The following is a 25,450-nucleotide window of genomic DNA, read 5'->3' as shown; positions in this document are numbered from 1 at the left end:
GGTCCGGCGAGCCCCGCGGCCGCGAACCGAGGAGTCGTGGTGACCGGTGGCGCCGGCGAGGCGGCCGGCGACCCGACGGGCGACGGTGCGTGCCGGCCGGTGCCGGAGTTCCGGCACGGGCTGGTGGTCGGGAAGTTCTATCCGCCGCACGCCGGGCACCACGCGCTGATCGCGGCGGCGGCGGCCCGCTGCGCGGCGGTCACCGTGGTGGTCGCCCCGTCCCGGCGGGAGTCGATCCCGCTCCCGGACCGGGTGGCCTGGCTGCGCGAGGTGCACGCCGCCACCCCGTGGGTGCGGGTCGTCGGCCGGTACGACGACCATCCGGTCGACTACGCCGACCCGGCGATCTGGGACCTGCACTGCGCGGTGTTCCGGGAGGCGCTCGGCGGACAGCCGGTGGACGCGGTCTTCTCCTCGGAGGCGTACGGGGCGGAGTTGGCCCGCCGGTTCGACGCGGTGCCGGTCTGCGTGGACCTGGACCGGCGCACCGTGCCCGTCTCCGGCACAGCGGTCCGCGCGGACCCGGTGGGGCACTGGCGCTGGCTGAGCCCACCGGTGCGGGCCTGGCTGGTCCGCCGGGTCGTGGTGGTGGGCGCGGAATCCACCGGCACCACGACGATGGCCGAGGCGCTGGCCGCCCACTACGGCACCGCCTGGGTCCCCGAGTACGGGCGCGAATTGACCGCGCGCAAGCTCGCGGAGCTGCGGCGCCGCCGGCCGGCGGCAACCGTCTTCGACGTCACCTGGGACCGGGCCGACTTCGCCGAGGTGGTACGCGAGCAGCAGGCCGCGGAGGACGCGGCGGCCCGGGTCAGCGGCCCCCTGTTGTTCTGTGACACCGACGTCCGCGCCACCTCGATCTGGGAGGAGCGCTACCTCGGCTCGGCGTCCGCGCAGGTGCGGGCGGTCGCCCGCCGGCCGGCGCTGTACCTGCTGACCGACCACGAGGGAGTGCCGTTCGCCGACGACGGGCTGCGCGACGGCGAGCACCTGAGGACCTGGATGACCGGGCGGTTCCGTGCGGAACTCGCCGGTTGCGGGGTGCCCGTGCTGGAGCTGCGCGGGCCGCACGAGGCCCGGCTGGCCAGCGCCGTGGCCGCCTGCGACGCTCTGCTCGCCGCCGGTTGGTCGTTCGCCGACCCGCTGCTCCCCACCTGAGCATCCGCCAGGGGCGAGATCGGGCTTTCCCGACAGCCGATACCGGGTCTCGTCGACCTGGCGGTATTCCACCGGCCGGGCATGCCGCCAGGCCTGGGATGCCGACGGGCAGCGGGTCCAGCTAGCCTCCTAGGAAGCCCGGGCGGAGGAGATCCACCTCGCAGGGTGACGTAATTCCCTCATCGATCCGGGCACCCGGAGATGCGCCGAGCCGCCTTCATGGTGAACAATGGCGCCCGAGGAGGGGAGTATTCCCCCGCAACGGAGTCGTCAGCACGGAAGAGCGCCGGCCCCCCGGTGGCACGACCCGGCTCCGTTGGTCAGCGATCCGGCACCCCCGGTCGGTGGCGGAAGAGACCTCCGACAGTCACCAGAGTCAGCGTCGACGCACCTTGGCCCCGCACGGGGCGTACGGTGTGCCCGACGCTGTGTGTCTGCCGGAGGTTAGATCTTGAACGTGTCCGGATGGGTGTGGGCGACGACCCTCGTCGCATTGACCGCCGTCCTGCTCGTCGACCTGCTCATCATCGGTCGGCGCCCGCACGAGCCCAGCGTCCGTGAGTCGAGCATCTGGGTCGGCTTCTACGTCGGGCTGGCCCTGCTCTTCGGCGTGGGGCTGTGGCTCGCCGCCGGGCCCAGCGTGGCCGGCCAGTTCTACACCGGGTGGCTCACCGAGTACAGCCTCTCGGTGGACAACCTCTTCGTCTTCGTGATCATCATGGGTCGCTTCGCGGTGCCCCGGCAGTACCAGCAAAAGGTGCTGCTCATCGGCATCCTGCTGGCGCTGGCGATGCGGGGTGGCTTCATCGCCGCCGGCGCCGCCCTGCTCGCCCAGTTCACCTGGGTCTTCTACATCTTCGGCGCGTTCCTGATCTACACGGCGATCAACCTGGCCCGGCAGGGCGAGCCGGACGAGGACGAGTTCAGCGAGAACGTGCTGATCCGGTGGAGCCGCAAGGCGCTGCCGCTGTCCCGGGACTTCGACGGCGCGAAGCTGACCACCCACGAGAAGGGGCGGCGGCTCTTCACCCCGATGCTGATCGTGATGATCGCGATCGGCACCACCGACCTGATCTTCGCGCTCGACTCGATCCCGGCGATCTTCGGCATCACCCAGGAGCCGTACCTGGTCTTCACCGCGAACGTCTTCGCGCTGATGGGGCTCCGGCAGCTCTACTTCCTGCTCGGCGGGCTGCTGGACCGGCTGATCTACCTCAGCTACGGGCTCGCCGTGGTGCTCGGCTTCATCGGGGTCAAGCTGGTCCTGGAGGCCCTCGCCGACAACAACCTGCCGTTCATCAACAACGGCGAGCACGTGGCCTGGGCCCCGCACATCCCGATCTGGCTGTCGCTGGCCGTCATCCTGGGCACCCTGGGGATCGCCACCGCGGCCAGCCTGGTCAAGTCGTCCCGGGACCGGCGCCGCGAGCTGGCCGCGGCGCGACACTGACCGGACCCACACGCGACTGGGGCGCTCCCGACCGCGGGAGCGCCCCAGTCGCGTACGGAGGTCAGACGCGGTGGGCCGCGACCAGGGTGGCCTCCCGGTAATCGGGAAGCCGCTGCTCGATCACCACGCGCTGGATGTAGCAGGCGTGCAGCATCCGCCGGACCTCACCCTGCGGCTCGCTGCTCACGATGCCGATGTGGTGGATCCGGCGGCCGGGCCGGGCGAAGAAGTAGAGGTCGCCGGGGCGCTCCTCGCCCAGCGCCAGGGGGGTGGTCGCCCCGGCCTGGTCGTCGGCGTCCCGGGGCAGCGTCACCCCGTACCGCCGCCAGGCCAGGTGCACCAGACCGGAGCAGTCGATCCCGTGGCTGGAGACCCCGCCCCAGACGTAGACCAGGTCGTGCAGCCGCTCCGCCACGGCGAGCACCTCCTTGGCCTCCGGCCGCTCGGTGGGCAGCGGGACCACGTCGGCCTCGGGCACCCAGAGCGGGTCCACCCGGCCGGGTACGTGCACGGGCCGCCATCCGTCCACCGTCCGGCCCGCCGGTGCGAGACGGGTGCCGAGGACCACGTCGGGCAGGGCCACCGGGCCGTCCGGGGCGGTGCGCAGCGCGGTGAGCGTGGCGTCCACCACCAGCGGGCCCGCCGACGCGTCGGTCTCTGCCGGGGCGGTGAGCTGGGCGGTGGGCAGCCAGCCGGGGTAGCCCCGGGGGTCGAGCTTGGCGGCGGGCTGTTCGAGGGCGACGACCTGCGCCCAGCCGTCCGCGCGCAGCTCGGTGACGAGCACCCGCTCGCCGAGCAGCAGCTGGCTCAGCACGCACTCGCCGACCTGCTGGTCGCGGTCCATGCCGGCGACCCAGGCGGCGGTGTCCGGCGTGTCGCCGAGTGCGGCACCGTCGATCGGGCGGACGGCCTCGGGGGCGCTCCATAGGGTCGCGACCGGGACCCGGACGACGGCCTCGCGGCCCGGCTGCAGCTCCACGTCCACTCCCACCTCGCGGTTCTCTCCGGCGACCCTATGAAAAATTTCACCAGCCATCAACCGCGGGCGTGCACATTGACTTCACGTACGGCCGAGATGCCGAGGCCGGGCTCGTCGGGCAGCAGGACGCTCGCGCCGTCGTACCGGATCCCGCCGCCCACCGGCGACCAGGCGAGCCACCAGGCGGCGTCGAGGTCGGAGACGGCCGTGGTGCCGTAGGCGGCGACCAGGCTGGCCGCGGCGCCCACGCCCACCGGGCTCTCCATCATCGAGCCGACGATGGTGCCCATCCCGTGCGCGGCGGCCAGGTCGAGCAGCGTCCGCGCGGTGTGCAGGCCGCCGCACTTGGCCAGCTTGACGTTGACCATGTCGGCCGCCCGCCGGCGGATCACCTCGACCAGGTCGCGGACGTCGAAGACCGACTCGTCGGCGAGGATCGGCAGGTCGACCCGGTCGCTGACCCAGGCCAGCCCGTCCAGGTCCCGCCGGTGGACCGGCTGCTCGACCAGTTCGACGTCCAGCCCGGCGTCCTCGATGCCCCGGATGACCCGGACCGCCTCGCGCGGGGTCCAACCCTGGTTGGCGTCCAGCCGGATGCGCACGTCCGGGCCGACCGCCGCGCGGACCGCGCGGACCCGGTCCAGGTCGCCCCGGGCGTCGGTGCCGACCTTCAGCTTGAGCACGGTGAACCCCTCGGCCCGGCGCTGCTTCGCGGCGGCGGCCAGGTCCACGGCGTCGCCGGCGGCCAGCGTGACGTCCGTCGGGACCCGCAGGTTGGTGCCGCCGAGCAGCCGCACCAGCGGTACGCCGAGCCGCCGCGCGGCCAGGTCGTGCAGGGCGACGTCGACGGCCGCCTTGGCGGACTCGTTGCCGACCACCGTCCGGCGCACCTCGGCGCAGCGGGCCTGGAGGTCGTCGGCGTCCCGTCCGGTCAGCGTGGGGGCGAGGAGATCCCGGACGCACGCCTCGGCGCCGGCGATCGACGCCCCGGTGACCTGCCAGACCTGCGGGGCTTCGCCGAACCCGGACCGCCCGTCGCTGTCGACGACCTCGACGACCAGGGTGTCCACCGTGGTCGTGCGGCGCAGCGCGGTGACGAACGGGGTGTGCAAGGGGGCGGAGAGCCGGTGGGTGCGTACCGCGGCGATCGTCATGTGCGGCACCCTATACGGAGGTTGCCGGCGACTGGGGAGGGCCGATGGCGGAACGGGACTGGGCACTGGTGGGCGCACCGAACGCGCGTGATCTCGGCGGTCTGGCGACATCCGACGGGCGGCGGGTCCGCCCGGGTCGGCTGATCCGCACCGCCGCGCTGGGCCGGCTCACCGACGAGGACCTGCCGGTGCTGGGCAAGCTGGCGCCCGCCTGCGTGGTGGACCTGCGGCACGTCAGCGAGCAGGAGGTCGCCCCGCCGGACCGCCTGGCCGGTGAGCCGCGGGTGGTGCACCTGCCGGTCTACGATTCGGCCCACCCCGTCTTCACGTACGTCTCGGCGGTGCTGCTCGGCCACGACCTGAGCGCGTACGAGCAGTTGGCCCGGGAGGGTATGCCGGCGGCGATGGCGGCGATCTACCGGTGGTTCGTCACCGGGGAGTCCGCCCGCGCCGGGTTCGGGGCGGCGGTGCGGCTGGCGGCCGAGGGGGCGAACCTGCCGCTGCTGTTCCACTGCTCGGCCGGCAAGGACCGGACCGGCTGGCTGTCGGTGGTGCTGCTGACCGCGCTCGGCGTGGACGAGGCGGCGATCCGGGCCGACTACCTGCGGCACAACGAGTTGACCGAGAGCTTGCGCGAGGTGCTGCTGGCGGCGATGGCCCGGGGTCGGTCGAATCTGGACCCGGCGAGCGCGCGCCCGCTGCTGGAGGTGCGGCCGGAATACCTGGATGCCGCGTACGACGAGGTCCGGCGGGTGCACGGCTCGTTCGGGGCGTATCTGCGCGACGGGTTGGGGGTGACCGACGAGACGGTCGCCGCGCTGCGCGCGCAGCTGCTGGAGTGAGCCCGGGCCGCCGGCCCGCCCGTGGGCGGGCCGGCGGGGTGCGGTCAGTCGGCCAGGTCGTGCCGGGACGCCCAGACGTGCGCGGAGACGTGCGCGATCAGGCGGCAGGCGTCGTCGTCCTCCTCGCCGCTCGGGCCGCCGTCGGCCAGGTCGGTGGTGGTGCAGACGACGATCGCGTACGGCGGCGCGTCGGCCGGGAAGACCACTCCGGCGCCGTGCCGGATGCCGTGCACCCAGCCGTTCTTGTGCGCGATCCGGGTTCCCGCGGGCAGCCCGGCGGCGAGGTCCTCGCGGTGTTCCTGGGCGAACAGGACGTCCAGCATGGACGCGCAGCCGGCCGGGGAGGCCAGCGGGCCGGGCTCCCGGGCGCCGCGGGCCAGCCCGCCGAGCAGGGCGGCGAGGTCGGCTGCGGTGACCAGGTTGTCGATGCCCGCCTCCCGGGCGGCGGAGTCCTCGATGCCGCGGCCGGTGACGCTGTGCCGCGCCCCGCCCAGCGCCCACGCCTCGGCCACCGCCGGCAGTCCGACCGCGCCGATGACGATGTTGGTGGCCAGGTTGCTGGATCGGACGATCATGCGTTCGGCGAGCCAGCGCAGCGACGCGGTGCTGCCGACCTGGTCCCAGACCGCGTCGTCGTTGTCGTAGTCCCGGGCGTTGGCGAACCGGGGTGCGCCCGGCAGGGCGGAGTCGAAGGCGTTGTGCACCGGCACCGGCGCGTCCAGGTCCAGCCGGCCGGCCTCGGCGGCGCGGTGCAGCGCCACCAGCACCCCGATCTTCATCGTGCTGGCCGCGTAGTGGGTGGCGTCGGGCAGGCGGGTCCAGGTGGGCGGGGCACCCAGCCGCCCCGCGTACGCGGAGATGGTGCCGGGCGCCTTGTCGAGGTACGAGTCGAGATCCTCCCAGGTCATGCCGGTGACCGTAGCCGATCACCGGCGGGGCTGCGGCCCGCCCGACGGCCGTCTAGCGTGCGGGGATGACGACCGCCGCGTACGACGCCATCGCCGACTGGTACGAGCAGTTCGCCACCGACACCTCGGCGGACTACCAGCACCGGGCCCGTCGCCAGCTCGCCGACCTGCTCGGCAACGGTCCGGGTCGTTGTCTCGACGTCTGCTGCGGCACCGGGGTGCACGCCGCCGAGCTGCGCCGGCTGGGCTGGCAGCCGGTCGGGGTCGACCTCTCCGGCGGGCAGCTGCGGTACGCCCGTACCCGGCTGCCGGTGGCTCGGGGCGACGCGGCCCGGCTCCCGGTCGCCGACGCGAGCGTCTGTGCCGTCACCTGTGTACTCGGGCACACCGACCTGCCCGTCTACCCGGCGGTGGTCGCGGAGGCCGCCCGGGTGCTCGCTCCCGGCGGGCGCTTCGTCCACATCGGCGTGCACCCCTGTTTCGTCGGCCCGTTCGCGGACCGTTCCGACCCGGCGCGCATCGTCATCGACGGCGGGTACGGCGAGCGGGAGCGCAGCCTCCGGTCGTGGAACTCCAGTGGTGTCCGGGCCCGGGTGGGCGCCTGGCACCTGCCGCTGGCGGACCTGCTCAACGCGGTCACTGCGGCCGGCCTGACCCTCGCCCGCGTCCAGGAGTCCGGCGCCACCCCCATCCCCGACATCCTGGCCTTCCAGGCCACCAAACCCGCCTGACCTACCCACGCCCCGCGATGACCTGCGTTGATCATGAGGTTGGCGGCGATTTCGCGTTGCAGGACTGCCGCCAACTCCATTATCGACGCTGGGGCTGGGGCGGGGCCCGGGGCAGGGGGGAAACGGCGGAGCCCGGGCCGCTGGGGGCGGTCCGGGCTCCGGGGTGGGCTGGGGTCAGCCGGCGTGCTTGCGGCGGGCGGCCATCCGGCCGCGCTGGGTCTGGTCGAGGAGCACCTTGCGGATGCGGACCGCGGCCGGGGTCACCTCGACGCACTCGTCCTCGCGGCAGAACTCGAGGGCCTGCTCCAGCGACAGCTTGCGCGGCGGGATCAGCTTCTCGGTCTCCTCTGAGGTCGAGGAGCGCATGTTGGTGAGCTTCTTCTCCTTGGTGATGTTCACGTCCATGTCGTCGGAGCGGGAGTTCTCCCCGACGATCATGCCCTCGTACACCTCGGTGCCCGGGTCGACGAAGAGCTGGCCGCGCTCCTGCAGGTTGGTCATGGCGAACGCGGTGACCGCGCCCGAGCGGTCGGCGACGAGCGAGCCGGTGGCCCGGGTCCGCAGCTCGCCGAACCACGGCTCGTACGACTCGAAGACGTGGTGGAGGATGCCGGTGCCGCGGGTCTCGGTGAGGAACTCGGTGCGGAAGCCGATCAGGCCCCGGGCCGGGACGAGCCATTCCATCCGGATCCAGCCGGTGCCGTGGTTGACCAGCTGCTCCATCCGGCCCTTGCGGGTGGCCAGCAGCTGGGTGATCGCGCCGAGGTACTCGTCGGGGGCGTCGATGGTCAGCCGCTCGACCGGCTCGCAGGTCTTCCCGTCGATCTCCCGGGTGACCACCTGCGGCTTGCCGACGGTCAGCTCGTACTGCTCGCGGCGCATCTGCTCGACCAGGATCGCCAGCGCCAGCTCGCCGCGGCCCTGCACCTCCCAGGCGTCGGGCCGCTCGGTGGGCAGCACCCGCAGCGAGACGTTGCCGATCAGCTCCTTGTCGAGGCGGTCCTTGACCATCCGGGCGGTGACCTTGGCGCCCTTGACCCGGCCGACCAGCGGCGAGGTGTTGGTGCCGATGGTCATCGAGATGGCCGGTTCGTCGACGGTGATCAGCGGCAGCGGGACCGGGTTCTCCGCGTCGGCCAGGGTCTCGCCGATCATGATCTCGGGGATGCCGGCGACCGCGATGATGTCGCCGGGGCCGGCGGTCTCCGCCGGCTTGCGCTCCAGGCCCTCGGTCATCAGCAGCTCGGAGATGCGGACCCGCTGGGTGCTGCCGTCGGTGCGGCACCAGGCCACGGTCTGGCCCTTGCTGATGGTGCCCTGCCGGACCCGGCACAGCGCCAGCCGGCCCAGGAACGGCGAGGCGTCGAGGTTGGTGACGTGCGCCTGCAGCGGCGCGTCCTCGTCGTACGCGGGCGGCGGGATGGTGTCCAGCAGGGTGCGGAACAGCGGCTCCAGGTTGTGGCTGTCGTCCGGCACCGCGCCGTCGGCCGGCTGGGTCAGCGAGGCGATGCCGTCGCGGGCGCAGGCGTAGACGATCGGGAAGTCGATCTGCTCCTCGTCGGCGTCCAGGTCGAGGAAGAGCTCGTAGGTGTCGTCCACGACCTCCTTGATCCGGGCGTCGGGGCGGTCCACCTTGTTGATCACCAGGATGATCGGCAGCCGGGCCTTGAGGGCCTTGCGGAGCACGAACCGGGTCTGCGGCAGCGGGCCCTCGCTGGCGTCGACCAGCAGCACCACCCCGTCGACCATGGTCAGGCCGCGCTCGACCTCGCCGCCGAAGTCGGCGTGGCCCGGGGTGTCGATGATGTTGATGGTGACCGGGTCGGACCCGTCCGCCGGCAGGTAGTGCACGCCGGTGTTCTTGGCCAGGATGGTGATGCCCTTTTCCCGCTCGAGGTCCATCGAGTCCATGACCCGTTCGGTGACCTCACCGCGGGCGCCGTAGGCGCCGGCCTGCCGCAACATGGCGTCGACCAGGGTTGTCTTGCCGTGGTCGACGTGGGCGATGATGGCGACGTTGCGGAGGTCGGTGCGAAGCTGCATACCCTCCATACTCCTGTCTGCGGTTGCCGGGGCGCGTGTCGGGGTCACCCCGAGATCGCCCGGATCTCTGCCGAAACTGCTGTCCCGACCGTTCCAGTGACTGGCATGCTGGTCCTCGTGCGGGGGACCGGATGCCTGACCTGCTGACGTGGCTGCAGGATCTGCCGGCCCTGCTGATCTACCTGGTCGCCGCGATGATCGTCGCGGGCGAGACCGCGGTGATCTTCGGACTGCTGGTGCCGGGCGAGGCGACCCTGCTGCTGGTCGGCTTCCTAGCGTACGCGGGGACGCTACGGCTCGTCCCGACGCTGCTGGCCATGACAGCCGCCGCCGTGATCGGTGACACACTCGCCTTCCGGGCCGGCCGCCGGTACGGGCCCCGGCTGCGCGCCTCCGGCCTCGGTGCCCGGATCGGCGCCGACCGGTGGCAGCGGGCCGACTCGCTGCTCGACCGGCTCGGCGGTCGCGGTGTGCTGGCCGCCCGCTGGGTGGCCTTCGCCCGTACCCTGGCGCCCCGGCTGGCCGGCGCGGCGGGCCTGCCGTACCGGCGGTTCGCGCCGTGGAACCTGGCCGGGGTGGTGAGCTGGGTCGGCGCGTCCGTGCTGGCCGGGTACGCCGCCGGCGAGTCGTACGCGCAGGTGTCCCGGCTGCTCGGCCGGGCCACCGGGGCGGTGCTGGTGCTGCTGCTCTGCCTGGTCGGGGTGGTGCTGGCCGGTCGCTGGCTCGGCCGCAACCCGGACCCGGCCCGGGCCCTGGCCGCCCGGGCGGCCGCCGTGCCCCCGCTGCGCTGGCTGCGCGCCCGGTACGGGGTGCTGTTCTTCCTGGTCGCCATGCGGATCGGGCCGGCCTGGACGCTGCTGCTCAACCTCGCTGCCGGCCTGCTGCTGCTCTTCACCGCCGGGCTGGCCGTCGCCGCGGTGCTGGAGGCGGTGGTCCGGCACAGCGGGCTCGGGGTGGTCGACGGCCTCATCGCGGAGTGGTTCGCCGCCCGGCGTACCCCCGGGGTGGCCGACGCGGCGCTGGCCGCCGTCTCGGTGCTGCGCGGGTCGTCCCTGATCGCCGCGGTGGCGGTCGTCGCGGCGGTGCTGGCCTGGCGGAGCCGCCCCTGGCGGGCCGACCTGCTCAGCGTGGTCGGCACGGTGGGGGCGTTCGTGCCGCTGGTCGTGCTGGCCGTGGTCGCCGACCTGACCGGCCCGGGCGGCCCTGGCGACACGCCGGTGCTCCTGCCCACCCAGATCACGGTGGTGACGGCGAGCTTCGGCACGCTGGCCTGGCTGCTGTCCCGCGGGGCGCGCTGGCCGGTCGCCGTGGCGGTGTGGACGGGTGCCGTGGCCGGGGTGTTCGCCGTCGGCGGCGCCCGGCTCTACCTGGGCTGGAGTACGGCCAGCGGCACCGCCACGTCCGTCCTGCTCGGCGCCGCCTGGACCACGGTGTTCATGGTCGCCTGGGCCACCCGGGACCGGGCCGTCGGCGTGGCCGATCCGCCGTCCACAGCGGAGCCCGACGGCCCGGCGGAGTGGCTGGGCGCGGGGCATCCGCCCCGACCGCGCCCGTCCGGAGCGGCGTCGCACGCCCCCCGGGGCCCCGCCGATCCTGGTTAGGGTGCGGCGGACGATCACGGGGAGGACTGATGCGTCGAAGCACCGGCCGGTGGGCCACGTCGTTGATGACCCCGATGCGGGAGCACCGGGACGCCGTCCGCGCGGCCCGGGGCGAACCGGCCCGACGGGCGGCGGGCGCCGACCCGGCCGCCGCGGGATCGCCCGCGGACTGAACATGGACGGGCTGCTCACCCGGCTCGCCGCCGCCGCGCTGCGGCTGCCCGCCGCCCGGACACGGCGGGTCGCGGTGAGGCGGGACATCCCGGTCCGGGTGCGGGACGGGGTCACGCTGCGCACCGATCACTACGCCCCGGATCTGCCGGGCGCGCCAACCGTGCTCATCCGGACCCCGTACGGGCGCGGTGGGCCGATCCGGCTGCTGGGCCGGCTCGTCGCCGAGCGCGGCTACCACGTGGTGATCCAGTCCTGCCGGGGGACCTACGGCTCCGGCGGTGCCTTCGTCCCGCTGGTGCACGAGCGCGACGACGGCCTGGACACCCTCGACTGGCTGCGCCGGCAGCGCTGGTGGTCCGGGTCGTTCGGCACGTTCGGCGCCAGCTACCAGGGCTTCGTGCAGTGGGCGCTCGCCGCCGAGGCGGCCGACGAGCTGCGCGCGATGGTCACGGTGGTGACCGCCTCGGCCACCCGGGACTCGACGTACGCGGGGGAGTCGTTCGCCCTGGACACCGTGCTCACCTGGGCGGAGCTGCTGCAGGCGCAGACCGTGCCGTGGCTGGCCCGGCAGTGGGAGCTCCGGCGGGGGCAACCCAGGTTGGCCCGCGCGCTGGCCCACCTGCCGCTGGCCGAGGCGGATCACATCGCCACCGGGGTGACCGTGCCGTTCTTCCAGGAGTGGTTGCGCCACCACACTCCCGACGCCGACTACTGGCGGCTGCGGGTCTTCGGTGACCGGATCGCCGAGGTGCGGGCGCCGGTGGCGATGATCAGTGGCTGGCACGACATCTTCCTCCCCGCCCAGCTCGACGACTACGCCCGGCTCCGGTCGGCCGGGACCCGGCCCCGGCTGACCGTCGGCCCGTGGACCCACGGCAGCCCGGGCTCCTGGTGGCGGCCCTCAGGGAGGGGCTGGACTGGCTCGACGCGCACCTGGCCGGCCGCCCGGCGGTCCGGCGTGCACCGGTGCGGGTGCACGTCGGGGGCGTCGGCGGCGGCTGGCGTGACCTGCCCGACTGGCCCCCGCCGGCCGTGCCGACCCGGTGGCACCTGCACGCCGGCCGGGCCCTCGACCGGGCCGCGCCGGCGTCGTCCCCGCCCGACCGGATCTGGTACGACCCGGTCGACCCCACCCCGTCGCTCGGTGGCCCGCTGCTGGTCGCCCAGCGGGCCGGCGCCGTGGACAACCGGCCGGTGGAGGCCCGGCCCGACGTGCTGACCTACACCAGTGAGCCGCTGGACGGCCCGGTCGAGTTGGTCGGCCCGGTCCAGGCCGAGATCCACGTGCGCAGTGAACTCTCCCACCTGGACGTCTTCGTACGCCTCTGCGACGTGGACTATCGCGGTCGGTCCTGGAACGTCTGCGACGGTCTGGTCCGGGTGGCGCCGGGGCGTTTCCCGGTCGATCCGTCCGGCGTGGTCCGGGTGCCGGTCACCCTCTGGCCGACGGCGTACCGCTTCGCGCCGGGGCACCGGCTGCGCGTGCAGGTGTCCGGCGGTGCGCACCCGCGCTACGCGCGCAACCCCGGCACCGGGGAACCGCTGGGCACAGCCGTCACCCTCCGTGCTGGATGGCGGGAGGTGCTGCATGACCCCGCGCACCCGTCCGCCCTGGTGCTGCCGCAGGCCGCGGCGGCGCCCGCGGCCTGTTCATAGTTGCAGATAGTGCCTCTGAGCTGGGCAATTGCCTGTCGGCGTGGATATTCTCGGTTCAGTTGCCCGGCGCCGTGCACCGTACCGACCGGGTGCGTCCCCGGATCGTCCGCATCACGCGGAGTGATTGTCGTGCCCGGCCGGCTGACGATCCACAAGGGGGGGAATCCGATGACGCGGGCCCCGAACAACCTGTTGGCCGTCCGCAATTTGCTGCTCACCTATCTCAACGTCGACAAGAAGGCCGTGCGGCCGGAGGATCTCGAACCCGGCGAGGTCGGCATCGTCGGCGACGCCAACCACCGGGGCGGATATCACTGCGGCTCGGACCGGGTCGTGCAGAACGACTACTCCGTGGTGGAGTCCACCCGGGACTCCTCCGGCCTGACCCTCGACGCGTCCGCCCTGGACGTGGGGATGTTCACGGTCCGCTCCGGCAGCCGAACCCACAACCTGCGCACCTTCTCCGCCTGGTGCGTCGCGCAGTGCGTCGCCAACGCGGCGGACGCCCGGGACATCAGAGAGATCATCTACTCGCCCGACGGCAAGGTGGTGAAGCGGTGGGACCGGCTGCGGAAGCGCACCACCGGCGGCTCCAGCCACCTGACGCACACCCACTTCAGCTTCTTCCGCGACTCCACCAAGGCGGGCCGGGACCAGACCCCGCTGTTCCGCCGCTACCTGACCGGCATCGGACTTCTGGAGGACCCCATGGCCCAGTTCACCGACGCACACGCCGCTGTCCTCAACCAGCTCGCCGCGGTGCTGCCCACCCTGGTCAGCCAGTCCGGGTACACCGACGGGCGGATGGAGGCCATCGCCAACGGCCGCACCAAGATACGGAGCGACCTGAAGGGGGCCGGCGGGCCCGTGTGGCTCGTCGACCAGGTGAACGGCATCCGCGCCGACCTGGCCACGGTCGCCGGCCGGCCGCCGGTCGACGTGCCAGCGTTGGCCGCCGCGCTCGCGCCGCTGCTGCTGGCGCAGCTCACCCCGGAGGCGATCGCCGCCGCGTTGTCGCCGGAGATCGCCCGGCAGGTCGCCGACGAGCTGGCCCGGCGGCTGGCCGCCTGACCGGCCGGCGCGCCTGGCTGGGGATGCGCTTCGGCGGGGGGGGGGGGCGCCCCCCCCCCCCCGCCGGCACGAACTACATCGGGTGGACGTTGTCCGCCTGCGGGCCCTTCTGCCCCTGGGTCACCTCGAACTCGACCTTCTGACCCTCCTGCAGCTCGCGGTAGCCGCTGCTCTGGATGGCCGAGTAGTGGACGAACACGTCCGGACCCCCGCCGTCCTGCTCGATGAAGCCGAAGCCCTTTTCCGAGTTGAACCACTTGACCGTGCCGGTTGCCATGCGTCTCTCCCTGTTCAAAGCGGGTGAGCACCGGCCGCGGCCGATGATCGCCCTGTACCTTCCCGACAGTAACCGGCCGAACCGGGATCTGCTGGCGGAAGTGCCGGCGTGCCTCGCGAATACGCGTCGAGCGGAAAAATCCCTCCGCGTGGAGTCGGTACGCGGCATGCTTGGCCCGATGAGGGCACAGACCGCGCTGGCCGACCTGGAACGGGAGATCGCCGCGCCCGGCGGCGGCCTGGACCGGCTCCAGCTGGTCGCCACGCCGTTCGTGCCCGAGGTACGGCTGCACGTCGCCGAGGACGCGATCCTCTGGTGGGCCCGGATGGAGGCGGCCGCCGGACAGCCGCTGCCGCCGCCGTACTGGGCCTCGGTCTGGGCCGGTGGCCAGGCGCTGGCCCGCCACCTGCTCGACCATCCCGAGCTGGCCGCCGGCCGGCGGGTGCTCGACCTGGCCGCCGGGTCCGGGCTGGTGGCCATCGCCGCCGCGCTCGCCGGGGCGGCGCGGGTGGTCGCCAACGACGTCGACCCGTACGCGGTCGCCGCCGTCACGGTCAACGCCCGGGCCAACCGGGTGGCCGTGGCCGCCACCGCCGGCGACCTGCTGGACGGCAGCGTCCGCACCGACCTGCTGCTGGCCGGGGACATCCTCTACGACGCCGCGCTGGCCGAGCGGGTGCTGCCGTTCCTGCAGCGGGCCGCCGACCGGGGTGTCCAGGTGCTGGTCGGTGACCCCGACCGGGGACACCTGCCGCCGGACCGGCTGGAGGTGGTCGCCAGCTACCCGGTGCCGACCACCGAGCCCTCGGTCGACTCCCCGGTACGCCGGGTGCAGGTGCTGCGTCCCCGCTGACCGGTGCGGGCCGGTTCGGGGCGACCCCGAGCCGAAATCAGGGGAGGGTGGGGGATCCGGCCGGATGTGCGCCCCTAGCGGGGGCCATAGCGTACGCGGCATGACGGATCTGCTGGCCCAGGTCGGGGAGCTGCCCACCACCCTGCTGATGGGGATGCTGGGCATCGTCATGCTCGCCGACGCCGTACCCCTGATCGGGGTGCTGGTGCCCGGCGACGCCGCGGTGCTCGCCGCGGTCGGCGCGGGCCGGCCGGCGACCGGGCTGGCCACCGTGGCGGCGGTGGTGGCCGGCTGCCTCGCCGGCTGGTCGCTGAGCTTCCTGGCCGGGCGGCGCTGGGGCGAGCGGCTGCGGCGCAGCCGGCTGGGTGACTGGATCGGTGAGTCGCGCTGGGTGGCCGCCGAGGCGCTCCTGCACCGCGGCGGCGGCCGGATGGTGCTGGTCGCTCCGTTCCTGCCGGTGTTCAACGCGTTGCTGCCGCTGGCCGCCGGCGGACTGCGGATGCCGTACCGGAGGTTCGTGGCCTGCGCGGCGCTCGGTGCGACGCTCTGGGCCGGTGCCTACGTGGCGCTGGGCATCACCGCCCGGGCGCTGACCGGGCTGCTGCCCGGGGTGCCGAACCCGACGGTGCTCACCATGGCGGTCGGCCTGCTGCTCGCCGCTCCGGTGCTGCTCGGCACCCGGCGCCGGCTCCGCGCGGTGACCGGCGCGGGCGCGCCGTCCTGAGTGGGCCGGCCGGAAACCTGACGCCGTCGGCGCCGACCCGCCGGGCCGGCGCCGACGGGCGGCTCACCAGCCTCGGGCCCGCCACTGCGGCAGGGCAGGGCGCTCGGCGCCCAGCGTGCTGTCCTTGCCGTGCCCCGGGTAGAACCAGGTCTCGTCCGGCAGCCGGTCGAACAGCTTGTGCTCGACGTCGTCGATGAGCTGCCCGAACCGCTCCGGGTCCCGGTCGGTGTTGCCGACGCCGCCCGGGAAGAGGCTGTCGCCGGTGAACAGGTGCGGGATGCCGGACGGGTCGCGGTAGAGCAGCGCGATCGAGCCCGGGGTGTGGCCCTTGAGGTGGATCACCTGCAGGCCGCAGCCACCGACCGCGACGGTGTCGCCCTCGCGGAGCGGCTCGGCGGGGATCGGCAGCCCCTCGGCGTCGTCGGCGTGCACCAGCGGGCGGGCGCCGGTCTTGGCGACCACCTCCTCCAGGGCCACCCAGTGGTCCATGTGCCGGTGCGTGGTGACCACCGCGGTGAGCCCGCCGTCGCCGACCAGGTCGAGCAGGCGCGGCGCCTCGTTCGCGGCGTCGATCAGCAGCTGCTCGCCGGTGTCCCGGCAGCGCAGCAGGTAGGCGTTGTTGTCCATCGGACCCACCGACACCTTGGTGATGGTGAGCCGGTCGAGCTCGCGGACGGCCGGCTCGCCGCCGGGCGTGACGTCTCCGGTGTAGGTCATGGGACAGCTATATCCATTCCGGTGGGTTCGGCAGGGGACCGTCGGGGATGACGGTGAGCACCTCGCCCGCGGTGCGGCCGATCAGCCAGGCGGCGAGGTCCGGCCCGGCGCCGGAGACCGTGGGCGCGCCGGCCCGGTCGCCGATGCCCAACTCGTGGCAGCCGCTGCCGGGGAAGCGCAGCACCATCGCGGGCGCGGCGGCCCGGTCGGCCAGGTCGGCGGCGACCTCGTGCAGCAGCCGGTGGCTGAACGCCTCCGGCCAGTCCGCGGGCCGGTAGCCGGCGGCCAGATCCACGTGGTGCACCTCCACCTCGCGCAGCCGGCCCCAGACCAGCAGGGCGGCCACCCGCGGGCCGCGCGGTGTCCGCACCGTCGCGGTCCACGCCTCGGGCGGCATGGCGGCGACCGCCGCCGCGAACCGGTCCGCGGACCGGCGCAGGTCGTCCAGGTGGGCGGCCGGCGGCCGGGCGGCGCCGGCCTCGATGTCGGCGACCCGGGCCGCCGGGCTGGCGTACATCGGGACGGCCTCGCCGGTGCGGGCGGCGGTGAGCAGGTTGACGAAGCCGTCGGCGTTGCGGGCCAGGTGGGTCAGCACATGCCCGCGGGTCCAGCGCGGCAGCAGCGAGGCGGCGGCGACGTCCGCGGCGTCGAAGGCGGCCACGGTACGCAGCAACCGGGCGGTGGCGTCGGCCACCTCGCCGGTCAACAGCAGCGGATCGTTGCTCACGGCGTCACCTCGGTTCGCGACTGCGGGGCTCGCAAACCCGGCTCACTCCTCGCGCTCACGGCGCCACCTCGGTTCGCGACTGCGGGGCTCGCAAACCCGGCTCACTCCTCGCGCTCACGAACCGACCCTAACGGTCGGGCGTCGCCGCGTCGTCGGGGAAATCGCTTTCGGCGCGTCGGCCCGCGCCCTTACCGTCGGTCCGACGGCTTCAGGTCGCGGCGCGGCGTCAGACCGGCCTGCATTCGGTCCGGAGCGCCGCCTGGCGGCGCGCAGGCCGAATTACGGCCGCCGGCCGAGCTGAAGTCGTCGCAGAACGCGGCACCGGGAGTCGGGACGGAGGTGGTGAGCATGCCGGTCCTAGCACGCGTGTTCCGCCATGAACCCCCTCGACACCGATGAGGACACCATGACACTCGATCTGACCGCCCTCGGCTGGGACGCCGACTGGGCGGCACACGTACGACGGCGCACCGACCAGCGTCCGGGCCGGGTGGCCCGGGTCGACCGGGGGATCTGCACCGTGCTGTGCCCGGAGGGCCCGGTCCGGGCCAGCCTGGGCGGCGCGGTGCTGGCCGCCGCCGCCCGCGACCTGACCGTGCTGCCCTGCGCCGGTGACTGGGTGCTGCTGGCCACCTGGCCGGACGGGCCGGTGACCGTCGAGACGGTGCTGCCCCGCCGCACCGCGCTGGTCCGCCGTACCGCCGGCAAGGACGCCAGCGGCCAGGTGCTCGCCGCCAACCTGGACGCCGCCGCGGTGGTGGAACCGGTGCACCCCGAGCCGGACACCGCGCGGATCGAGCGGCTGCTCTCCCTGGCCCACGAGTCCGGGGCCGAGCCGCTGCTCGTACTCACCAAGACGGACCTGGCCGCCGACCCGGCGGCGGTCGCCCGGCAGCTCGAAGCCGTCGCACCCGGGGTGCCGGTGCTGCCGGTCAGCGCCGAGCGCGGCGCCGGCCTGGACCCGCTGCGCCGCTACGTCGCGCCGGGGCGGACGCTCGGGCTGCTCGGGCCCTCCGGCGCGGGCAAGTCGAGCCTGGTCAACGCGCTCGCCGGGGCGGACGTGATGCGGACCCAGGCGATCCGCCGGGTGGACGGCAAGGGCCGGCACACCACCACCTGGCGGGCGCTGGTGCCGATCCCCGGTGGGGGCGCGGTGCTGGACACCCCGGGCGTCCGGGCGGTCGGCCTGCTGGACGGCTCGGCCGGGCTGGACCGGGCCTTCGCCGAGCTCGCCGAGCTCGCCGCCGGCTGCCGCTACGCCGACTGCGCACACGAGGCCGAGCCGGCCTGCGCGGTGCGGGCGGCGCTGGAGAGCGGGGAGCTGTCCGTCCTGCGCTGGGAGAGCTGGCGCCGGCTCCAGCGGGAGGTGGCGTACGAGAGCCGGCGCCGGCAGGCCCGGCTGGCCGCCGAGCGGCGGGGAAGCTGGCGGGGCGAGCGGCGGCGGACGGCGCGTCCGGCGTCGCCGCCGTCTCCCGGCGGATACTGAGTCGAGCACCGGTCGCGCCGGCCCATCGGAGCCGGCGCGACCGGGCCGACCTGGGGGAATGTGCGCACGACGAAAGTTGTCGTACCTCGGGGCTAGAGTTGCTCGGGCGTCTCCCCTGCGCCTTGACAACCTCGAAAAACCGCTCAGACCACGCTCCGAGCGGACAGATCCGCCTCACATTCTTTCTCCGGGAGCACACGCACCGTGGCCGACCGACTGATCATCCGTGGCGCGCGCGAGCACAACCTCCGTGACGTCAGTCTCGACCTGCCCCGGGACGCCCTGATCGTCTTCACCGGCCTCTCCGGGTCGGGCAAGTCGAGCCTGGCGTTCGACACCATCTTCGCCGAGGGCCAGCGCCGCTACGTCGAGTCACTGTCGTCGTACGCCCGGCAGTTCCTCGGTCAGATGGACAAGCCCGACGTCGACTTCATCGAGGGGCTCAGCCCCGCGGTCTCCATCGACCAGAAGTCCACCTCGCGCAACCCGCGCTCGACCGTCGGCACCATCACCGAGGTCTACGACTACCTCCGGCTGCTGTTCGCCCGCATCGGCGAGCCGCACTGCCCGATCTGCGGCGAGCGGATCTCCCGGCAGACCCCGCAGCAGATCGTCGACCGGGTGCTCGGCATGGCCGAGGGCACCCGGTTCATGGTGCTCGCCCCGGTGGTGCGCGGCCGCAAGGGCGAGTACGTCGACCTCTTCGCCGAGCTGCAGGCCAAGGGCTACGCCCGGGCCCGGGTCGACGGCGTGGTGCACCCGCTGACCGAGCCGCCGAAGCTCAAGAAGCAGGAGAAGCACACCATCGAGGTGGTCATCGACCGGCTCAGCGTCAAGGCCAGCGCCAAGCAGCGGTTGACCGACTCGGTCGAGGCGGCGCTCGGCCTCTCCGGCGGCCTGGTGCTGCTCGACTTCGTCGACCTGCCCGAGGACGACCCGGCCCGGGAGCGCCGCTACTCCGAGCACCTGGCCTGCCCCAACGACCACCCCCTCGCCATCGAGGACCTGGAGCCCCGGGTCTTCTCCTTCAACGCCCCGTACGGCGCCTGCCCGGAATGCACCGGCCTCGGCACCAAGAAGGAGGTCGACCCGGAGCTGGTGATCCCGGACCCGGAGCGCACCCTGCGCGACGGCGCGATCCAGCCCTGGTCGACCGGGCACAACCTGGAATACTTCCTCCGCCTGCTGGAGGCCCTCGGCGAGGCCGAGCACTTCGACATCGACACGCCGTGGCGGGCGCTGCCGTCCCGGGCGCAGAAGACGATCCTGCACGGCTCCGACGACCAGGTGCACGTCCGCTACCGCAACAAGTACGGCCGCGAGCGCTCCTACTACACCGGCTTCGAGGGCGTGGTGCAGTGGATCGAGCGCCGGCACACCGACACCGACTCGGAGTGGTCGCGGGAGAAGTACGAGGGCTACATGCGGGACGTGCCCTGCGCGGCCTGCGGGGGCGCCCGGCTCAAGCCGGAGGTGCTCGCGGTCACCCTGGCCGGCAAGAGCATCGCCGAGGTCTGCAACCTCTCCGTCGGCGAGGCGGCCGACCTGCTGGCCGGCATCGAGCTCACCGACCGGCAGAAGATGATCGCCGAGCGGGTGCTCAAGGAGATCAACGCCCGGCTGAAGTTCCTGCTCGACGTGGGGCTGGACTACCTCTCCCTGGACCGCCCGGCGGGCACCCTCTCCGGCGGTGAGGCGCAGCGCATCCGGCTCGCCACCCAGATCGGGTCCGGCCTGGTCGGCGTCCTCTACGTGCTGGACGAGCCGTCCATCGGCCTGCACCAGCGGGACAACCACCGGCTGATCGAGACCCTGCTGCGACTGCGCGGGCTCGGCAACACGCTGATCGTGGTGGAGCACGACGAGGACACCATCCGGGTCGCCGACTGGATCGTCGACATCGGCCCGGGCGCCGGCGAGCACGGCGGCAAGATCGTGCACAGCGGGTCGGTGCCGGCGCTGCTGGAAAACGCGGAGTCGGTCACCGGGGCGTACCTGTCCGGGCGGAAGGTGATCCCGACGCCGGGCCATCGCCGGCCGCAGACCGCCGGTCGTGAGCTGGTGGTGCACGGGGCGCGCGAGCACAACCTGCGCAACCTCACGGTGAACTTCCCGCTCGGCCAGCTCATCGCGGTCACCGGGGTCAGCGGCTCGGGCAAGTCCACGCTGGTCAACGACATCCTGTACGCGGTCCTGGCCAACCAGATCAACGGCGCCCGGCTGGTCCCCGGCCGGCACACCCGGATCAGCGGTCTGGAGCACGTGGACAAGGTGGTGGGTGTCGACCAGTCGCCGATCGGGCGGACGCCGCGGTCGAACCCGGCCACCTACACCGGGGTCTGGGATCACATCCGCAAGCTGTTCGCCGAGACCACCGAGGCCAAGGTCCGGGGGTACGGGCCGGGCCGGTTCTCGTTCAACGTCAAGGGCGGCCGCTGCGAGGCGTGCTCCGGCGACGGCACCATCAAGATCGAGATGAACTTTCTCCCGGACGTCTACGTCCCCTGCGAGGTGTGCAAGGGCGCCCGGTACAACCGGGAGACCCTCGAGGTGCACTACAAGGGCAAGACGGTCGCCGAGGTGCTGGACATGCCGATCGAGGAGGCGGCCGAGTTCTTCTCCGCCATCCCGGCCATCCACCGGCACCTCAAGACCCTGGTCGACGTGGGTCTCGGGTACGTCCGGCTGGGCCAGCCCGCCCCGACGCTCTCCGGCGGTGAGGCGCAGCGCGTCAAGCTTGCCTCGGAACTGCAGAAGCGCTCCACCGGCCGGACCGTCTACGTGCTGGACGAGCCCACCACTGGCCTGCACTTCGAGGACATCCGCAAGCTGCTGATGGTGCTGGAGGGTCTGGTCGACAAGGGCAACACCGTGATCACCATCGAGCACAACCTCGACGTGATCAAGACGGCCGACTGGATCATCGACATGGGCCCCGAAGGCGGTCACCGGGGCGGCACGGTGCTCGCCACCGGCACGCCCGAGGAGGTCGCCGAGGTGCCGGAGAGCCACACCGGCCAGTTCCTGCGTCCGATGCTCAAACTCGACGGCGAGGCCAAGGGCGCCACGGCGGCCACCACCCGGGCGGCGCGGGCCAACGGCACCGCCAAGTCGCGTGCCCGTAAGGTGCCAGCCGGAGCCCGCTGAGCCGAGCGGTGCGGCGGCGCCCGGCGCACCCGCCGGCCCGCCGCACGGCCCGTCCGCGCAGTCGGGTGGAGCCGGGGCGTTCTGGGTTTCGGTACCCATTTCGTGACGCGCTCGTATGAACCGCGCGGCACAGTCATCCGTGTCCAGAAATGGACACGGATCATGATGGGTGGCGGCAGTCGAGAGAGAGGCCGGACATGAGTGACGATCAGGTGGGAACCGAGCCGGGTACGCAGACGCGCCGGGCCCTGCTGGCGGGCGCCGGCGCGGTCGGTGCGGCAGTGGTGCTCGCCGCCTGCGGCGACAACGAGGGCTCGGGTTCGGGGACCCCGGCGCCGACCAGCGGCGGCCCGGGCGCGACCGGCGCCGGCGACGCCGGAGGCGGCAACCGGGACAGCATCGGCCCGCTGACCCGGACCACCGACATCCCGGTCGGCGGCGGCGCGGTGTTCGCCAGCAAGGGCGTCGTGATCACCCAGCCGGAGCCGGGCCAGTTCAAGGGTTTCGACCCGATCTGCACCCACCAGGGCTGCCCGGTGTCGAACGTCGACGGCGGCACCATCAACTGCACCTGCCACAACAGCAGGTTCTCGATCGTCGACGGATCGGTGAAGCAGGGCCCGGCCACCCGGCCCCTGGCCCCGAAGAACATCAAGGTCACCGGCGACCAGATCACCCTCGCCTGAGTGCTCGGCGGCGTCCCCCGCCCGCGGGTCCGGGTGGGGGACGCGTGGCGGCGGTGGGGTGTCGGGGGTGCGGACTAGGCTTGCGGCGTGGCTGACCCCTCGACCTATCGTCCCGCACCCGGCACCATCCCGGAGTCGCCAGGGGTCTACCGCTTTCGTGACGGCACCGGCCGGGTGATCTACGTCGGCAAGGCGCGAAGCCTGCGCAGCCGGCTCAACTCCTACTTCGCCGACCCGGTCAACCTGCACCAGCGCACCCGGCAGATGGTCTTCACCGCCGAGTCGGTGGACTGGATCACCGTCGCCACCGAGGTCGAGGCGCTCCAGCAGGAATACACCTGGATCAAGCAGTACGACCCGAGGTTCAACGTCCGCTACCGCGACGACAAGTCGTACCCGTACCTGGCGGTGACCCTGGACGAGGAGTATCCGCGGCTGCAGGTGATGCGCGGCGCCAAGCGCAAGGGGGTCCGCTACTTCGGGCCGTACTCGCACGCCTGGGCGATCCGCGAGACGCTGGACCTGCTGCTCCGGGTCTTCCCGGCGCGGACCTGCTCCTCCGGCGTGTTCAAGCGGGCCGGCCAGGTCGGCCGCCCCTGCCTGCTGGGCTACATCGGCAAGTGTTCGGCGCCCTGCGTCGGCAGCGTCACCGCCGAGCGGCATCGGGAGATCGTCAACGGCTTCTGCGACTTCATGGCCGGCCGCACCGACACCATGGTCCGGCGGCTTGAACGCGAGATGCAGGAGGCAAGCGAGGAGCTCGAGTTCGAGCGGGCCGCCCGGCTGCGTGACGACCTGGCCGCGCTGCGCCGGGCCATGGAGAAGCAGACGGTGGTGCTCGGCGACGGCACCGACGCCGACGTGGTGGCCTTCGCCGACGACCCGCTCGAAGCCGCGGTCCAGGTCTTCCACATCCGCGACGGCCGGGTACGCGGCCAGCGCGGCTGGGTGGTGGAGAAGACCGAAGATCTGAGCACCGGCGATCTGGTGCACCACTTCTGCACGCAGGTCTACGGCGGCGAGCAGGGCGAGGCGGACGTCCCCCGCGAGCTGCTGGTCCCGGAGTTGCCCAGCGACGTGGACGCGCTCGCCGACTGGCTCTCCACGCGCCGGGGCAGCCGGGTGTCGTTGCGGGTCCCACAGCGAGGCGACAAGCGGTCGCTGCTGGAGACCGTGGAACGCAACGCCAAGGACGCGCTGGCCCGGCACAAGCTCAAGCGGGCCGGCGACCTGACCACCCGCAGCAAGGCCCTCGACGAGATCGCCGAGACGCTCGGCATGCGGACATCGCCGCTACGCATCGAGTGCTTCGACGTCTCGCAGATCCAGGGCACCGACGTGGTCGCCAGCATGGTCGTCTTCGAGGACGGGCTGCCCCGCAAGAGCGAGTACCGGCGGTTCATCATCCGGGGCGCCAGCGACGACCTCTCCGCGATGTCCGAGGTGCTCCGCCGGCGTTTCGCCCGCTACCTCGACGCGCGCGCCGAGACCGGGGAGATCGGCGAGGAGACCGCCGGCGATCCGGACCGACCCGGCATCGATCCCACCACCGGGCGTCCGCGCCGGTTCGCGTACCCGCCTCAACTGGTCGTGGTCGACGGCGGCGCGCCACAGGTGGCGGCGGCTGCGGAGGCGCTCGCCGAGCTGGGCATCGACGACGTGGCGCTCTGCGGGCTGGCCAAGCGGCTGGAGGAGGTCTGGCTGCCCGACGACGAGTTCCCGGTCATCCTCCCGCGCACCTCGGAGGCGCTCTACCTGCTGCAACGTGTCCGTGACGAGGCGCACCGGTTCGCCATCACCTTCCACCGGCAGCGGCGCTCGAAGCGGATGACCGAGTCGGCGCTCGACAACATCCCCGGCCTGGGCGAGGTACGCCGGAAGGCCCTCCTGCGCCACTTCGGCTCGCTCAAGCGCCTCTCCGCCGCCACGGTCGAAGAGATCACCGAGGTGCCCGGGGTGGGGAAGCGGACGGCGGAGGCGATCCTGGCCGCCCTCGACGAGGGCGCCAAGCCGACTCCCACCCCCTGACTCGCCCCAGCCCGCCGCGCGTCCCAGGTCTTTGCGAGAAACGGTGCCGCGCCGGTCGGTGCCGAGTCAGCGGGAGGCCCCTGCCGAGCCTTTCCACGCACGCCCGCCGCTGACCGTGGGTTGGGCCCTCTCGCTGTGACTCTTGGCGGCTTGCCCTCCGGCCGAACGGGATGGCGGGGGCCACCACGAAGAGGAAGCCGCGAGCGGAAAGCTCCAACGTCCGGGTCTCGCGCGCTGCCCGAACCCGCGCATGTGCCCGGTCTGGCCGTCACGAGGGTGTGCGGGCGACGACGTGCGGGGCGTCAACATCGCCCCGCCTGCCATCGAAGTGGTTTGACGGAACGTGACGGCTGGCTGATTCGGCCCTGAGGCACGCACGGTAACTGAGGGGCGTTCTTGACAAATACCCACGCCAGCCATCGGATGGGGGCTGAGCAGGTGTTTCCTCCGCCGGCTTCGCAAAGGGGGACTGTCCCCGTCCTCGCTTTGCTCTGCAGCCGGATACGCAGCCCTGCCACGTTCTGTGAGTGTTGCGTATGTGGCTGCAGAGCAAAGCAGGGTGCGGGTGGGTCTGGTCCACGGCGGGTTGTGACGGTGGGTGAAGGTCGACCCGTGCGTGTGGCCCCTCGGCTGTTCGTGCCGGAGGTCCGTCGAGGTCCGTTCGGTCCGGCCCTGTGCGGGATGGGCTGTCTGGTGCGGTGTGGCTGGGCGCGATGTGTCCGGTTCGGGGCCCGGCTGTCCGGTTCGTGGGCGGGTGTTCCGGTGGCCCAGGCCCGGCGGCGGAATGTTGGCCGGGCCGGGGGCGTTGAACATGGCTGACCGCGCCGGATCTGCGACCCGATGGCGGCCCCGGCCGCGGCGGGAATGATCGGCCCCCGGCCGTCGTTACATCCCCGGGCCGCCGAGCAGGCCGCGAGGCCTCGGCCAGGCCCCCCGGGAGCCCGGTGGAATGATCCCCAGCCCCCGGTCGTTACACCCCCCGGCCGCCCGAGCAGCACCCCAGGGCCGGCCCCCGAGAGCCCGGGTGGAATGATCCCC

The 25,450-nt window shown here is 73.3% G+C and carries 20 protein-coding genes and 1 pseudogene; 14 read left to right on the top strand and 7 right to left on the bottom strand.

Annotated features, from left to right (window positions below):
- Positions 1–39 precede the first annotated feature (39 nt).
- Both ACFYML_RS34315 and ACFYML_RS34310 read left to right on the top strand, forming a co-directional pair.
- Positions 40–1,158, top strand: coding sequence for an AAA family ATPase (locus ACFYML_RS34315; RefSeq protein WP_387424599.1), 1,119 nt, complete (start codon positions 40–42; stop codon positions 1,156–1,158).
- Between the two features lie 451 nt (positions 1,159–1,609).
- Entirely contained in the window at positions 1,610–2,608 is a 999-nt protein-coding gene (locus ACFYML_RS34310; RefSeq protein ID WP_387424598.1) for a TerC family protein, read from the top strand.
- Between the two features lie 61 nt (positions 2,609–2,669).
- Here the strand turns inward: ACFYML_RS34310 and ACFYML_RS34305 are convergent, their stop codons facing one another.
- Together ACFYML_RS34305 and ACFYML_RS34300 are read right to left on the bottom strand one after the other, a co-directional pair.
- Positions 2,670–3,587, bottom strand: coding sequence for an NlpC/P60 family protein (locus ACFYML_RS34305; protein ID WP_387424597.1), 918 nt, complete (start codon positions 3,585–3,587; stop codon positions 2,670–2,672).
- 56 nt (positions 3,588–3,643) lie between these two features.
- Entirely contained in the window at positions 3,644–4,741 is a 1,098-nt protein-coding gene (locus ACFYML_RS34300) for a mandelate racemase/muconate lactonizing enzyme family protein (protein ID WP_387424596.1), read from the bottom strand.
- A gap of 44 nt (positions 4,742–4,785) precedes the next feature.
- Here ACFYML_RS34300 and ACFYML_RS34295 point away from each other — a divergent pair, with 44 nt between their 5' ends.
- Positions 4,786–5,583, top strand: coding sequence for a tyrosine-protein phosphatase (locus ACFYML_RS34295; RefSeq protein WP_387424595.1), 798 nt, complete (start codon positions 4,786–4,788; stop codon positions 5,581–5,583).
- 44 nt (positions 5,584–5,627) lie between these two features.
- Here ACFYML_RS34295 and ACFYML_RS34290 read toward each other — a convergent pair whose 3' ends face one another.
- Entirely contained in the window at positions 5,628–6,491 is an 864-nt protein-coding gene (locus ACFYML_RS34290) for a serine hydrolase (protein ID WP_387424594.1), read from the bottom strand.
- A 65-nt stretch (positions 6,492–6,556) separates the two neighbouring features.
- Between ACFYML_RS34290 and ACFYML_RS34285 the strand changes: the two genes are divergently transcribed.
- Entirely contained in the window at positions 6,557–7,222 is a 666-nt protein-coding gene (locus tag ACFYML_RS34285; protein WP_387424593.1) for a class I SAM-dependent methyltransferase, read from the top strand.
- A gap of 174 nt (positions 7,223–7,396) precedes the next feature.
- Here the strand turns inward: ACFYML_RS34285 and typA are convergent, their stop codons facing one another.
- Positions 7,397–9,265, bottom strand: a complete 1,869-nt coding sequence (gene typA, locus ACFYML_RS34280) for a translational GTPase TypA (protein WP_387424592.1) — start codon at positions 9,263–9,265, stop codon at positions 7,397–7,399.
- A gap of 131 nt (positions 9,266–9,396) precedes the next feature.
- Between typA and ACFYML_RS34275 the strand changes: the two genes are divergently transcribed.
- The 4 genes and pseudogenes from ACFYML_RS34275 (at position 9,397) to ACFYML_RS34260 (ending at position 13,767) form a co-directional block, all read left to right on the top strand.
- Positions 9,397–10,866 (top strand): DedA family protein, encoded by a 1,470-nt coding sequence (locus tag ACFYML_RS34275; RefSeq protein ID WP_387424591.1) that lies wholly within the window; start codon positions 9,397–9,399, stop codon positions 10,864–10,866.
- 29 nt (positions 10,867–10,895) lie between these two features.
- Entirely contained in the window at positions 10,896–11,039 is a 144-nt protein-coding gene (locus tag ACFYML_RS34270; protein ID WP_387424590.1) for a hypothetical protein, read from the top strand.
- Positions 11,040–11,041: 2 nt separating this feature from the next.
- Positions 11,042–12,696, top strand: a pseudogene (locus tag ACFYML_RS34265) (CocE/NonD family hydrolase).
- A gap of 168 nt (positions 12,697–12,864) precedes the next feature.
- Positions 12,865–13,767 (top strand): hypothetical protein, encoded by a 903-nt coding sequence (locus tag ACFYML_RS34260; RefSeq protein ID WP_387424589.1) that lies wholly within the window; start codon positions 12,865–12,867, stop codon positions 13,765–13,767.
- 73 nt (positions 13,768–13,840) lie between these two features.
- Here the strand turns inward: ACFYML_RS34260 and ACFYML_RS34255 are convergent, their stop codons facing one another.
- Positions 13,841–14,044: a cold-shock protein gene (locus ACFYML_RS34255; protein ID WP_073833810.1), complete on the bottom strand. Its 204-nt coding sequence runs from the start codon at positions 14,042–14,044 to the stop codon at positions 13,841–13,843.
- Between the two features lie 178 nt (positions 14,045–14,222).
- On the opposite strand from ACFYML_RS34255, the gene ACFYML_RS34250 reads away from it, so the two are divergent.
- On the top strand, positions 14,223–14,897 hold the full coding sequence (locus ACFYML_RS34250; RefSeq protein ID WP_387424588.1) for a class I SAM-dependent methyltransferase: 675 nt from the start codon (positions 14,223–14,225) through the stop codon (positions 14,895–14,897).
- A gap of 100 nt (positions 14,898–14,997) precedes the next feature.
- Complete coding sequence (locus ACFYML_RS34245) at positions 14,998–15,621, top strand: DedA family protein (RefSeq protein WP_387424587.1); 624 nt, start codon at positions 14,998–15,000, stop codon at positions 15,619–15,621.
- Between the two features lie 63 nt (positions 15,622–15,684).
- Here the strand turns inward: ACFYML_RS34245 and ACFYML_RS34240 are convergent, their stop codons facing one another.
- Together ACFYML_RS34240 and ACFYML_RS34235 are read right to left on the bottom strand one after the other, a co-directional pair.
- The gene (locus ACFYML_RS34240; RefSeq protein WP_357447744.1) at positions 15,685–16,338 is read right to left on the bottom strand and encodes an MBL fold metallo-hydrolase; all 654 of its coding nucleotides are present in this window, start codon (positions 16,336–16,338) and stop codon (positions 15,685–15,687) included.
- A gap of 7 nt (positions 16,339–16,345) precedes the next feature.
- Positions 16,346–17,065 (bottom strand): maleylpyruvate isomerase family mycothiol-dependent enzyme, encoded by a 720-nt coding sequence (locus ACFYML_RS34235; RefSeq protein ID WP_387424586.1) that lies wholly within the window; start codon positions 17,063–17,065, stop codon positions 16,346–16,348.
- 406 nt (positions 17,066–17,471) lie between these two features.
- Here ACFYML_RS34235 and rsgA point away from each other — a divergent pair, with 406 nt between their 5' ends.
- The 4 genes from rsgA (at position 17,472) to uvrC (ending at position 24,412) form a co-directional block, all read left to right on the top strand.
- Complete coding sequence (rsgA, locus tag ACFYML_RS34230; protein ID WP_387424585.1) at positions 17,472–18,551, top strand: ribosome small subunit-dependent GTPase A; 1,080 nt, start codon at positions 17,472–17,474, stop codon at positions 18,549–18,551.
- 204 nt (positions 18,552–18,755) lie between these two features.
- Positions 18,756–21,698 carry an excinuclease ABC subunit UvrA gene (uvrA, locus tag ACFYML_RS34225; RefSeq protein ID WP_387424584.1) on the top strand — a complete coding sequence of 981 codons (2,943 nt, stop codon included), beginning with the start codon at positions 18,756–18,758 and terminating at the stop codon, positions 21,696–21,698.
- 197 nt (positions 21,699–21,895) lie between these two features.
- Positions 21,896–22,384, top strand: a complete 489-nt coding sequence (locus ACFYML_RS34220) for a Rieske (2Fe-2S) protein (protein ID WP_387424583.1) — start codon at positions 21,896–21,898, stop codon at positions 22,382–22,384.
- An 87-nt stretch (positions 22,385–22,471) separates the two neighbouring features.
- Entirely contained in the window at positions 22,472–24,412 is a 1,941-nt protein-coding gene (gene uvrC / locus ACFYML_RS34215; RefSeq protein WP_387424582.1) for an excinuclease ABC subunit UvrC, read from the top strand.
- Positions 24,413–25,450: the final 1,038 nt, after the last annotated feature.

Origin of the sequence: Micromonospora sp. NPDC007230, assembly GCF_042869115.1 — a bacterium.
In the GTDB taxonomy this organism is placed as follows: domain Bacteria; phylum Actinomycetota; class Actinomycetes; order Mycobacteriales; family Micromonosporaceae; genus Micromonospora.
The sequence above is the reverse complement of the archived record's forward strand: the minus strand, read 5'-3'. Positions and strand labels throughout refer to the sequence as shown.